Raw genomic sequence first — 12,230 nt, forward strand, 5'->3', positions numbered from 1 at the left:
GGACACGTCATATGGATAAAGTAGCGGTACTGATTCCCTGCTACAACGAGAGCAAAACAGTAAAAAAGGTGGTAGAGGATTTCCGAAAATCCCTGCCGGAGGCGGCGATCTATGTCTACGACAACAATTCCACCGACGGGACCGGCGAGCTTGCCAAAGAGGCCGGCGCCATTGTGCGCCATGAATACCAGCAGGGCAAGGGCAACGTCATACGCCGGATGTTCCGGGAGATTGACGCGGAAGTGTATGTGATGGTGGACGGCGACGACACCTACCCGGCGGAAGCAGCTCCGGAGATGGTACGAAAAGTAGTGGAGGAGCAGTCCGATATGGTGGTGGGAGACCGGCTTTCGTCCACATATTATACCGAAAATAAAAGACCTTTCCACAATTTTGGAAATTCCTTTGTAAAGAACTGCATTAACCGCTTCTTCGATACGAACATTCAGGACATTATGACCGGCTACCGGGCCTTTAATTATCAGTTTGTGAAGACCTTCCCGGTATTGTCTCACGGTTTTGAGATTGAGACCGAGATGAGCATCCATGCGGCGGATAAGCATATGCAGGTGGATCATGTGATCATCGACTACCGGGACCGCCCGGAGGGCAGCGTATCTAAGCTGAATACCTTTTCCGACGGCTTCAAGGTACTGACCCGGATCCTGAATCTTTATAAGAATTATAAGCCCCTGGGCTTTTTCTCTCTGTTGGCGGGTATCCTGACCGTGCTGGGCGTGGTATTCCTGATTCCGATTCTGACCGAATACTGGAAGACCGGACTGGTGCCCCGCTTCCCAACCCTGATTGTCTGCGGCTTCGTGCTGATTGCGGCGCTCCAGTCGCTTTTTGCGGGACTGGTGCTGCAGAGCATGGAGCAGAAGAACAAGCAGGATTTTGAGATGCAGCTTATCGCGGCCCATGAGACCTATAAAAGCCTGCAGAAGGAAGCAAAGGAGCAGGAAGTATGAAGCAGGCAGTGAAAAGAACAGGCGCAGCCGCGGCGGCGTCTGTTCTTCTTGCGTTTATCTGTGGTTTGGCGGTGTATCAGACCATGGGTTTTGTGTACGCCATCGCCGACGACGTGATTATGCGGGATATTGCGTCCGGAGCCTTTACCGGGACGCCGGACGGTCATCTGTTTTTTGTGCAGTACGCGCTGGGACGGACGATAAGTAGCCTGTACCGGATAAACGGCAGGGCAGACTGGTACGGCTTTTTTATGGCGGGCGCTGTATTCTTAAGCCTGGCAGCGATTCTTTACCGGGGTCTGGCAGCAAAAAAGAGCTGGAAATGGAAAGGTGTGTACTGCGTGGGCGCAGTCGGCGTGACGCTTACGGCCCTGCTTTCTCATGCGGCGCAGTTTGAGTGGACCATCAGCGCAGCAGCATTGGGCGCGGCGGCTTTGTTCCTTTATGTGTCCGCGGGGCGGCGTAAAACCGGTCTGGCCGACGGCGTATGGATCTGGATGCTTCTGATACTGACCTATGGGATCCGTTCAGACGTGTTCTTTATGGTACTGCCCGGTTTTGGTCTGGCTTTTCTGTGGAAAGCGTTTCAGAAAAATGAGAATGGAAATAAATGGAAAATAAATTTCCGGGAACTGCTGCTTCCGGTTCTGGTGTTTTTCGCCGTCGGTCTGCTGTTCCTGGTGGAGAGGAAGGCTTACAGCGGTCCCGAATGGGCGGAATTTCAGCGGTTCCAGAATGCGCGCTCGGAGGTTTATGATTATTACGGAGTGCCGGCCTATGAGGCGGATCCGGAATTCTTTGATGGACTTGGGATCAGCAGCGAGGAGGTACGGGCCCTGCGTCACTATGCCCTCTATCTGGTAGACGGCATGGATGCGGAGATGATGGAGAGCTTAAGCGTCGAAGCGCGACGGCAGACAGACGGAGAGCCTGGCACAATGGCGAAAATAAAAGCGGCGGTAAAGCTGGCCGCGGAACAGTTCTTTTCTCCGGAATATCGGAACGTCAGCCTGTCGGTGGCGGTATTTTTCCTGCTGGCCGTGATATTGCTATGGAAACGGGAAAAACGGCTGTGTCCTCTGCTCCTGTTGTACCTGTGCGCTCATGGCCTGTTGTGGCTGGCTCTGGGATACGCGGGACGGCTGCCGGAGCGGGTGGCATTTTCCCTGCATCTGGTGATGCTGGGGGGTTTTGGTGGTCTGTTTACGAGTCTTTGCGAAAAAGAGGAGGATCAGTGCCAGTGGCTTCGCCCGGTGGCCGGAATTCTCTGTATTCTGTCAGTCCTTACCGTGCTTTTGCAGTGGCAAAGCTCCACAGTCAGCAACCGGGAGAAGCTGGCCCTGGACAGCAGCTTCCAGACCTTTAAGAACGCGTGTAAGGAAGAAACGGAAAAGCTCTATTTTATCGAAACCTATATGGCGGAGCCGGTGGGCGGCGCCCGGGTCGTGACCAATGGCAATTTCGCCCTGAACCGCTGTCTGACCTTTGGCGACTGGTATACGGATTCCCCGCTGGATCAGGAGCGTTTCATGGCGCTTGGCGTGAAATCAGTGGAGCAGACCCTGTTTACCGATGAAAACGCGTACCTGGTGGCGCGCGATGTGGAGGATCCGGGCTTTCTGGCTTCCTGGCTTGCCTGGAAGAAGCCTGGGGCAGAGCTTACACTCACTGAAGATCGTGAGATAGACGGAAGAATGTACTATTTTTATCAGATACAGGAGTGAAACAGATGGACATAAGGACGAAAGGAGAAATGAACAGAGGATGGCGCGTCTTCGGCGCGATGCTGGCGGCATGTTTACTGACAGGCTGCTGGTTTCTCTTTGTATACAAAACCGTTCCCTTTATCTATGACATCAACGATGATGTGGCCATGCGGAATGTGGCGGCGGGCGTCATTACCGGCTCGCCGGACGCCCATCTTCTGCATATCAAATATCTGCTGGGCCTGGTGATAAGCGGTCTCTATCAGTGCTTCCCGGGGCTGGACTGGTACGGACTGACCATGATTGGCGTAGTGCTGCTGTCCTTTGCCCTCTGCCTGTACCGCGGTCTGGTATCTGAAAAAGGGATTTTCTGGAAAATCATATATGCGGCGACGGCATTGCTCCTGATGACGGCCATGGGAACCCAGCATGTATCGGCGTTTCAATGGACGACGGCGGCGGGCATTGCGGGCGCGGCGGGCATTTTCCTGTTTTACACGGCAGGGGAAGGCCCGGACTGGCAGATCCGGATGGAAGAAGGAATCGCGGTATTTCTGGTTCTGGTATCACTCCTGATTCGTGACGACGTCTTTTTCATTACCGTTCCGGCAGCAGCCCTGTGTTTTCTGTGGAAATATGCCAGTCTGGAAAGCTGGCAGTGCGGAAAAGTCACATTTCCGTTCCGCCTGAAGCACCTGTTTGTGCCGGTGACGCTGGCAGTGGGCGTCCTGGTGATTCTGGCAGTGGAGGCCTTTGCCTACCGTTCCCCGGAATGGAGGACCTTCCGGAAGTATAATACAGACCGGGAAGCCATCATGGATTATTATGGGCTTCAGAATTACGAGACCGACCCGGCCATTTACGACGAGCTTGGGATTTCTCCGGAGGAAGCGGAGAATTTACAACGCTATTCCCTGTATCTGGCGGACAATTTGTACCCGGAGAAAATGGCGGCGCTGGCCCGGCACGAGAAGGAGGCTTATACGGCTTCCCATCCGCTGAAGGAGCGCCTGAGTACAGCCTTTACGGAAATTTATGAGCATTTTACGAAGGATACCTATCATCCGGCCAATCTGATTGCCATCGCGGTCATTGCCCTGGGGCTTGCGCTCTGCGCGGCACGCTCCCGGCGAAGCCTGGGGCTGGGCTTAAGCTTTCTGGTGCTCTGGTTCGGTTACTGGGGCTATCTGGGCTACCGGGACCGTCTGCTGGAGCGTGTGGGCTTTGTGCTGTATTTTATGGCAATCTTCTTGTTCCTGGGAATCTGGTATCGGATTCAGGTACTGGGGGAGAACGACGACGGAACGGAGCGGCAGACAGACAGCGTGGGAAATATCTGCCCCGGCAGCATCGTACTGACCTTTGGGATCTTTTGTGTCCTGACCCTGACGGCCGTGAACACCTGGCGGAGCGTGCAGTCTTACAATACAGGCCGTCGCGACTACAACCTGGAATTCCTGGATGTGAACCGCTACATGGCAGAGCATCCGGAAAATGTCTACTTTATGACGACCTTTTCCATTGAAACCTATACGGATAATTTTACCGTAAAGCGGGATTTCACCTTCAGTAACCTGCTTTCCGTGGGCGGCTGGCACACCTTCTCCCCGCTGGAAAACGCAAAGTGCGCGAAGCTTGGCATCACCGATCCGAAAAAGGATATTGTGACAAAGGATAATGTCTATGTGATTTCCCTGGAAAATATCAATCTGCGTTATATGGATCGATATTTTGAGAGCATTTACGGCGGGCAGTACCGGGGCAGAGAGCTGGCAGATACGCTGAATTACGGAGAGCAGAATTTTGAGGTGTATGATTTTACGGCGGAGGAGTGAGAAACGATGATTGGATTTAATGTAGCGCCCTTTACGGGAAAAGAATTTGATTATATCAGAGAGGCCATTTCCGCGGAGCATATCTGCGGTGACGGCATGTTTACGAAGAAATGCAGCGCCTGGATCGAGGAGAAGACCGGAACGGCAAAGGCTCTTCTGACCACTTCCTGTACCCATGCCACGGAGATGGCGGCATTGCTTCTTAATATTCAGCCGGGCGACGAGGTCATCATGCCGGCCTATACCTTTGTGTCCACAGCGGACGCGTTCGTGCTGCGGGGCGCAACGCCGGTCTTTGTGGATATCCGGCCTGATACCATGAACATGGATGAGAAGCTGATTGAGGCGGCAATCACAGAGAGGACGAAAGCCATCGTGCCGGTTCACTACGCGGGTGTGGCCTGTGAGATGGATACGATTATGGAGATAGCGAAAAAGCATCATCTGGCGGTTGTGGAGGACGCGGCCCAGGGCGTCTGCGCCTGGTATAAGGGACGGGCTCTGGGGACCATCGGTGATTACGGCTGCTACAGCTTCCATGAGACGAAGAACTTTTCCATGGGAGAGGGCGGTGCGCTGCTGATTCGGGATCCACAGCAGATTGAAAACGCGGAAATCCTGCGGGAGAAGGGAACTAACCGTTCCAAATTTTTCCGCGGACAGATTGATAAATATACCTGGGTGAACTATGGAAGCTCCTATCTGCCCAGCGATATGAACGCAGCCTATCTGTGGGCTCAGCTGGAAGCGGCAGATCGCATCAATGGGGACAGAATGAAAACCTGGGATTTATACTGGAAAATACTGGAAAGCCTGAAAGAAGCGGGAAGGATTGAGCTTCCCTTTATTCCGGAAGGCTGTGAGCACAACGCGCATATGTTCTGGATCAAGGCGGCAGATCTGGAAGAACGTACCCGGCTCATTGCCTTTTTGAAGGAGCAGGGAATTCAGACGGTATTCCACTATATTCCGCTGCACACGGCTCCTGCAGGCCAGAAATTTGGCCGTTTCCATGGGGAAGATCGATACACAACAAAGGAGAGCGAGCGGCTTCTGCGGCTTCCGTTGTACTATGGATTAAAGGAAGAACAGGTACGCTTCATAGCGGAAAAGGTAAAAGAATTCTATGGAAAATAAGAAAAAAATCGTCATAATCGGCGCCAACAGCTTCCAGAATCCGTTGATTTTGAAAGCAAAGGCCCTGGGCTATGAGACCCATGTATTCGCATGGCAGGACGGTTCCATCGGAGAGCGGACTGCCGATCACTTTTATCCCATCAGCATCGTGGAACGGGACGTTATCCTGGAAAAATGCAGGGAGATACAGCCCGACGCAGTGGCTTCCATCGGCTCCGATCTGGCCATGCTGACGGTCAACTATGTGGCCGGGAAGCTGGGGCTGCCCTGCAACAGCATGGAATGTACGGAGATCTCCACAAATAAATATGCCATGCGGAAGGCCTTTCGGGCAGCGGGCGTGCCGGTGCCGGGCTTTTACGAGGCGGACGCGGAGACAACAGCGGCGGATCTGAGCGGACTGAAGCTCCCGGTGATTGTAAAACCCACGGACCGTTCCGGCAGCAGGGGGATAACTAAGGTGGAAGAATGGGGACAACTGTCGGAAGCATTACAGGCTTCGGTGGATAACTCCTTCGAAAAGAAGGCCATTGTAGAAGAATACCTGACCGGTCCCGAATACAGCTGTGAATGCGTCAGCTGCCGGGGAAAGCATCATTTCCTGGCAGTCACAAAGAAGTACACCACAGGAGAGCCCCATTTCGTCGAAACCGGCCACCTGGAGCCGGCACCCCTGACAGACGCTCAGAGAGAGGCCATTCAGAAGGCAGTCTTTGCGGGGCTCGACGCCCTGAAGGTGGAAAATGGCGCTTCCCACACAGAATTTAAGCTGGAGGGCGAGAGTGTCCGCATCATCGAAATCGGAGCCCGGATGGGCGGCGACTGCATCGGCTCGGATCTGGTGGAGCTGTCTACAGGCTATGATTTCGTACGGATGGTCATCGACGTGGCGGCGGGACGCGAGCCCTCCTTTGAGAAGGTGCGGGAACCGAAGACCGCGTACATCCATTTTATTTTCACGAAAAAGGATTTGGATCTGCTGGAGAAGTTAAAGAGAGAGATTCCGGAAAAGATACATTTTATCAGCGAGCTTACGGAGGTGCGTGAGGGCACCGTGACGGACAGCTCCACCCGGTTTGGCTATTTTATCCTGGCTTTTGAAAGCCTTACTGAAGCAAAGGAGTATGTAACCTTATGAAAAAGATTTCACCGAAATTAATTCTGGCGCTGCAGCTGGTGGTCATGCTTTACACCCTGTCCAGCGTGGCGGCGAAGATGGCCTCGGGCCAGTCGTTCTTAAGCCTTCCGTTTCTTATCTATTACGGCGTGGAAATCCTGATTCTGGGATTCTATGCCATCGCATGGCAGCAGATCATCAAGCGCTGCGATCTGTCCGTGGCCTATGCCAACCGTTCCATGGCGATTCTGTGGTCGCTGGTCTGGACTGTGATCTTCTTTCATGAGTCCCTGACGGTCAAAAATATCATAGGAGTGCTCATTGTTTTCGCAGGAACAATGATTGTGAACAGCGATGGTGAATAAATATATGCTTCTTCTGGTGGCGTCGGTCATCGTGGCGTCCCTGTCCCAGATTTTACTGAAAAAGAGCGCGTCCAAAGCCTATACGTCGGTCATAAGGGAATACCTGAATGCCTATGTGATCATAGGCTATGGCATGATGGTGCTCTCCACGCTTCTGACCGTAGGCGGCTATGCCGGTCTGGAGTACAAGAATGGCGCGGTCATTGAATCGCTGGGCTTCGTTCTTGTGATGATTTTAAGCCGCCTGGTCTTCGGCGAGAAGATCACGAAAAAGAAGCTTCTCGGAAATGTGCTGATTCTTCTGGGGATCTTCGTATTTTACAGTTAAAACATCGGTTTATCGCAGCTGCTGTCCGCAGTCACGACCTGACGGATGGTGTACTGGGGCGCGTTGTTGATGCTGATATAGATACGGCCAATGTATTCGCCGATCATACCCAGCATAATCAGAATCAGACCGCCCAGGAAAAAAATGGAAGCAATAATGGAGCTCCAGCCCATCTCAATGGAGCTGTCTACCAGCTTGCGGATAACCACATAGATTCCGTACAGAAAACCGATGCAGGCGCAGGCCGAGCCACAGAAGGTGGCAATTCGTAAGGGCTTTACGGAAAATGCGGTAAAGCCGTTGAACCACAGGGCCAGGAGCTTGCTGAAGGTATAGCCGGATTCGCCCACCATGCGCTCATGATGGGTCACGGGGACATTGGCGATGTTCCGGGTGGCACGGAAAATCAGGCCTTCGATATAGGGATAGGCATTTTCATAGCGGAGAATCTCATCGGCGATAAAGCGGCGCATGATGAAATAGCTGGTGACCCGGAGACCCTTTGGCTTACCAATCAGGCTTTCGGTCATACGCTCGTTCATCCAGGTGCCGAAGTTGCGGAAGCCGCTGTGCATTTTGTGGGCGTAGGAGGCGTAGACCACGTCCCAGCCTTCCTTCATCTTGTCCACCAGAGTGAACAGCTCGCAGGCGGGCGTCTGGCCGTCGTCGTCCAGAGAAATGATGAGATCCCCGGTACAGTGCCGGTAACCGGCCATCAGGGCTGCGTGCTGGCCGAAGTTTTTGGCCAGATCAATGCCGGTGATATGGGAATCCGCAAGGGCAAGGGCGCGGATGCGCGGCCAGACCCGATCCGGGGAACAGTCATTGACCAGAATGATTTCGTAATCATATTCCGGGCGCTGCTTCAGGGTTTCGCGGATTTCATTTACTACAATTTCAATTGTGGTTTCCGAGCCGTAGCAGGGAATCACAAAGGATAATTTTTCCATGTAAAATACTTCCTGTTTTCTTAAAATTTGACTGAGTTCAGTATAGCGTCTGCGGGAAGTCTTGTCAATCGGAGGCGAAGACGGTATACTGGTGCAGGTAACAGGAAAAAGACAGAGGAATTACGAATGAAAGATAAATTAAAGTGGCTGGCGGCATTTGCCATACCGGCTTTCGGGTATCTGATGTTTGAAACCACAACGGGGAATCTGCTGCATATCAGTTTTCCCAGAGCGGTTATCAATCTGCTTTTCTATTATTTCCTATACATACTGGTGTATCTGGCGGTGAACCGGTTTCGGGCAGCGGCTGCAGGAACGACGGTAGTATTGTATATTCTGGCGGCGGCAGATTATTATGTGCTGCAGTTTAAAGGGGCGCCTCTTCTTCTGCCGCAGGATCTGACAGCCTGGAGGACGGCGGCTGCAGTGGTATCCAATTATCACATCACGTTCGCAAAATCAGTGGCCTGCGGCGCAGTGCTTCTTATTTTGATGCTTCTGCTGATCTGGCGGCTGCGCATGGAAAAGCTGACCTGGAAAAAGCGCGGAATCGCGGCGGGCTGTTATGTGCTCTGTCTCACAGCCTGGCTGCTGGCTTTTTACAGATACGATATTAAATACACCCTGGCCGGAATTGACGACGATGTATTCTGGTGGAGCCTGGAGGGCAGCTATCAGGATTTCGGCTATGCCACCTCCACGGCTATTCTGGCGAAATCTATGATAATTGAGAAGCCCGCTGGATATTCCGTAAGCGAGGCAGCGCGAATCGGGGAAACGGTTTCTTACGAAAGCACGCCGGTTTCAGAGACCACTCCGGAGAATCTGATTGTGATTATGAACGAGAGCCTGTCGGATATGAGTGTTATCCGGGATTTTCAGACGAATCAGGAGTATTTTCCGTTTATCAGCAGTCTTACCGATAATACCATCCGGGGCAATCTGTATGTGCAGGTGTTTGGCGGAGGAACCAGTAATACAGAGTATGAGGTCCTGACCGGCCACAGCATGGCGCTTCTGCCCTATGTAATCAGCGCGTACCAGGCTTACTGCCGTCCGGAGGAATACGGTATGGCCAGCACATTGAAGGCCCAGGGCTATACCACGGTGGCCATGCATCCCAATATCTCGGGAAACTGGAATCGGAAAAATGTATATCAGTACATGGGATTTGACGAATTCATTTCCAGCGGCGGGTTCCAGGAGGCGGAGCGGCTTCGCAATTATGTCAGCGATCTGGGAGATTATCAGCGGCTGATAGAACGTTACGAGGAAAAGGAGCCGGGAGAAAAGCTGTTTGTGTTTAATGTAACCATGCAAAATCACGGGGGCTATGAGGAAGCATTTCCGGATTTCCGGCAGGAAATACAGGCCGGAGGCGATGTGGCGGGATACGAGCAGGCGGATCGCTATCTGTCGCTGATGAAAAAGTCAGATGAAGCCTTTGCCTATCTGCTGGATTATTTTTCACGGGTGGAGGAACCGACAATGATCGTGATGTTTGGCGATCATCAGGCTGCCATTGAAAATGGGTTTTATGAAGCATTGTATGGAAAATCCATGAAAGAGCTGACAGCGGAAGAAGCGGATAAGCAGTATGTGACGCCATTTATCATCTGGACAAATTATGAGCTGGAGAGTCAGGAGATAGACAAAATCAGCGCCAATTATCTGGGGGCGAAGATTCTCGAGACGGCCAACCTGGAACTCACAGATTATGATAAGCTGCTTCTGAAGACCTGGGACTCGGTCCCTGCCCTTACGAAAAATGGTTACTATCTGGCGGATGGCAGCTATACAGCCTGGGGCAAAAATACGGAAAAGCCGGAGGAGCTGTTGGATTATCAGAAGCTGGAATACAATGCCGTGGCGGATCGGAAAAACCGAATCGACGAACTCTTTACTATCACACCTTAGGAGATGACATGAAAAAAAAGTTCATAATAACAGCGCTCCTCATCCTGGCGGCCGGCGTCGGAGGATATGGGCTTCATCAGTATCTGTATGTGGAGGCAATCACGGACGTCCAAATCTTAAATATGCCGGAGAACGGATATACGCTCACCCGCTATACACAGGAAGCGCGGACGCCCATTGCGGCAAAGGCCGGGACGCGAAATAAGCTGGCGGATACGGCGCTTCGCTATGAGTCCTCCGACCCGGTGGTGGCGGAGGTGACGGATGAGGGCGTATTGATTGGACACACGCCCGGCACAACGGCTGTGCGGGTGACTGCTGTCGGAAATCCGAAGGTGTATACGGAGGTGCCGGTAACGGTGGTACAGAAGGCTGTCCGCATGGAAGTCTCCCTGCCGGAGGAGCTTCCGGCCAATGAGTACTATTATCTGGTGCATCGGGGGGACAGCGTATCCTTTCAGCTAAAGCCCACACCGGCCAACGCGCAGGTGGAAAATGTCACCTATGAAAGCAGTCGTCCGGATGTGGCCTACGTGACGGAGCGTGGCGAAATCCGGGCGTTCAAGGGCGGAACCACGCTGGTCAGCGTCTACTGGACAGGACCCTACACGCCGGAGGGACAGAAGGAGCTGCTGGGTGAATTCTGGCTGAATGTGTGCCGCCGGGGCGATCACGACAGCCTGGCCCGCCACGAAATCCAGTGGTATGAGGAAAGCTGCCTTATTGCCCATGCCCTGGGAAATGCGGGCGAGTATAAATACACGAATACCCGGGACGCCCTGGAGGAGTCCATTTCCGAAGGCTTCAAAATCATCGAGGTGGATCTGGCCAAGACGTCTGACGGTGAGATTGTCTGCCGCCACAACTGGAAGAAGGATACCTTTGACGTGTCCTATGACGGGCACATTCCGGATCTGGCCACCTTTGAGCGGGAAAAATACTACGGAACCCTGACGACACTGACGGCCAGAGGCCTTCTGGAAATCTGGTCGGAGCATCCGGAGCTTTATTTTATCACCGATGTGAAGCAGGATGAAAACACCGATTTGCCCGAGGTCATGGAGAAATTTGTGGCCCTGGCCAGGAAAATGGGACAGGAAAAACTGCTGGATCGTCTGATTGTGCAGTTGTATAATGCGGAAGATTATGATAAAATCAATGCGATTTATTCCATGAAGCACTGGCTGTTTACCTTCTATCAGCTGCCGAAGACGACGGAAGCAGAGGAAGCGGCGGCCAAATACTCCAAGGAGATGAATTTCGGAGCCTTCACGGTGCCGGTCAAGTGGAAGAAAACCGCCTACTTCGTGAACCTGGCGGCGGACAATAAGCTGGATATGTTCGTCCATGTGGTGGACGAGCCGTCGGAGATCCGAAAATATATGAAAAAGGGCGTGTACGGCTTCTACACCGATTACTGGAGCCCGCGCGCCTTAGAAGAACTGAGAGAAAGTGGAGAATAGTACGAAATGAAAAAATTATTCGGACAGATTGTAAAATTTGGAGCCGTGGGCTTCCTGTGTTTCTTTATTGATTACTTTATTATGGTGGCTTTAACTGAGCTGGTGGGAATCCCATCCTTTATTTCCAGTGCATGCTCCTACACCATCTCTACCGTAGTCAATTACATCTTAAGCATTACCGTAGTCTTCGACGCGGATAAGAATGCCAATAAGACGGCCCAGTTCGGTATCTTTGTAGTCTTAAGCCTGATTGGCCTTGGTATCAACCAGCTCCTTATGTGGGCAGGTACCGGCTGGCTGGAGGGTCTGATGGATCAGAGCAGCCTGCTGGCGGCATATTCCCGTTACGCGTACATGGTAGTGAAGATTTTCGCGACCGCAGTGGTGATGGTTTACAACTTTATTACACGTAAAATTTTTATCGAAAAGCACTGAGCAAAA

General features: G+C 52.5%; 11 protein-coding genes. 10 read left to right on the forward strand and 1 reads right to left on the reverse strand.

Annotated features, from left to right (window positions below):
• Nucleotides 1-11 precede the first annotated feature (11 nt).
• From ACESZP_RS05435 to ACESZP_RS05465, 7 genes are read left to right on the forward strand one after another with little or no spacing between them, the layout of a single operon-like run.
• The gene (locus ACESZP_RS05435) at nt 12-971 is read left to right on the forward strand and encodes a glycosyltransferase (protein WP_178038468.1); all 960 of its coding nucleotides are present in this window, start codon (nt 12-14) and stop codon (nt 969-971) included.
• Complete coding sequence (locus ACESZP_RS05440) at nt 968-2,695, forward strand: hypothetical protein (protein ID WP_499708271.1); 1,728 nt, start codon at nt 968-970, stop codon at nt 2,693-2,695. Before ACESZP_RS05435 ends, ACESZP_RS05440 begins: the two co-directional genes overlap by 4 nt.
• Before the next feature lie 29 nt (nt 2,696-2,724).
• The gene (locus ACESZP_RS05445; protein ID WP_499708272.1) at nt 2,725-4,512 is read left to right on the forward strand and encodes a hypothetical protein; all 1,788 of its coding nucleotides are present in this window, start codon (nt 2,725-2,727) and stop codon (nt 4,510-4,512) included.
• A gap of 6 nt (nt 4,513-4,518) precedes the next feature.
• Nucleotides 4,519-5,649 (forward strand): dTDP-4-amino-4,6-dideoxygalactose transaminase, encoded by a 1,131-nt coding sequence (gene rffA, locus ACESZP_RS05450; RefSeq protein ID WP_499708273.1) that lies wholly within the window; start codon nt 4,519-4,521, stop codon nt 5,647-5,649.
• On the forward strand, nt 5,639-6,787 hold the full coding sequence (locus tag ACESZP_RS05455) for an ATP-grasp domain-containing protein (protein WP_499708274.1): 1,149 nt from the start codon (nt 5,639-5,641) through the stop codon (nt 6,785-6,787). Before rffA ends, ACESZP_RS05455 begins: the two co-directional genes overlap by 11 nt.
• Complete coding sequence (locus ACESZP_RS05460) at nt 6,784-7,131, forward strand: EamA family transporter (protein WP_178038463.1); 348 nt, start codon at nt 6,784-6,786, stop codon at nt 7,129-7,131. Before ACESZP_RS05455 ends, ACESZP_RS05460 begins: the two co-directional genes overlap by 4 nt.
• Entirely contained in the window at nt 7,121-7,459 is a 339-nt protein-coding gene (locus ACESZP_RS05465; protein WP_178038462.1) for an EamA family transporter, read from the forward strand. The genes ACESZP_RS05460 and ACESZP_RS05465 overlap by 11 nt, the downstream gene beginning before the upstream one ends.
• Here the strand turns inward: ACESZP_RS05465 and ACESZP_RS05470 are convergent.
• Nucleotides 7,456-8,409: a glycosyltransferase gene (locus ACESZP_RS05470; RefSeq protein ID WP_178038461.1), complete on the reverse strand. Its 954-nt coding sequence runs from the start codon at nt 8,407-8,409 to the stop codon at nt 7,456-7,458. The genes ACESZP_RS05465 and ACESZP_RS05470 overlap by 4 nt on opposite strands.
• Nucleotides 8,410-8,535: 126 nt before the next feature.
• On the opposite strand from ACESZP_RS05470, the gene ACESZP_RS05475 reads away from it, so the two are divergent.
• The 3 genes from ACESZP_RS05475 to ACESZP_RS05485 are packed head-to-tail and all read left to right on the forward strand — an operon-like array spanning nt 8,536 to nt 12,224.
• Nucleotides 8,536-10,326 carry an LTA synthase family protein gene (locus ACESZP_RS05475; RefSeq protein ID WP_499708275.1) on the forward strand — a complete coding sequence of 597 codons (1,791 nt, stop codon included), beginning with the start codon at nt 8,536-8,538 and terminating at the stop codon, nt 10,324-10,326.
• An 8-nt stretch (nt 10,327-10,334) separates the two neighbouring features.
• The gene (locus ACESZP_RS05480) at nt 10,335-11,789 is read left to right on the forward strand and encodes a glycerophosphodiester phosphodiesterase family protein (RefSeq protein WP_499708276.1); all 1,455 of its coding nucleotides are present in this window, start codon (nt 10,335-10,337) and stop codon (nt 11,787-11,789) included.
• A gap of 6 nt (nt 11,790-11,795) precedes the next feature.
• Nucleotides 11,796-12,224 (forward strand): GtrA family protein, encoded by a 429-nt coding sequence (locus ACESZP_RS05485; RefSeq protein WP_178038458.1) that lies wholly within the window; start codon nt 11,796-11,798, stop codon nt 12,222-12,224.
• The last annotated feature ends 6 nt before the right edge of the window (nt 12,225-12,230 follow it).

It is taken from the genome of Candidatus Dorea massiliensis AP6 (genome assembly GCF_964245105.1).
Classification (GTDB): Bacteria; Bacillota; Clostridia; order Lachnospirales; family Lachnospiraceae; genus Laedolimicola; species Laedolimicola intestinihominis.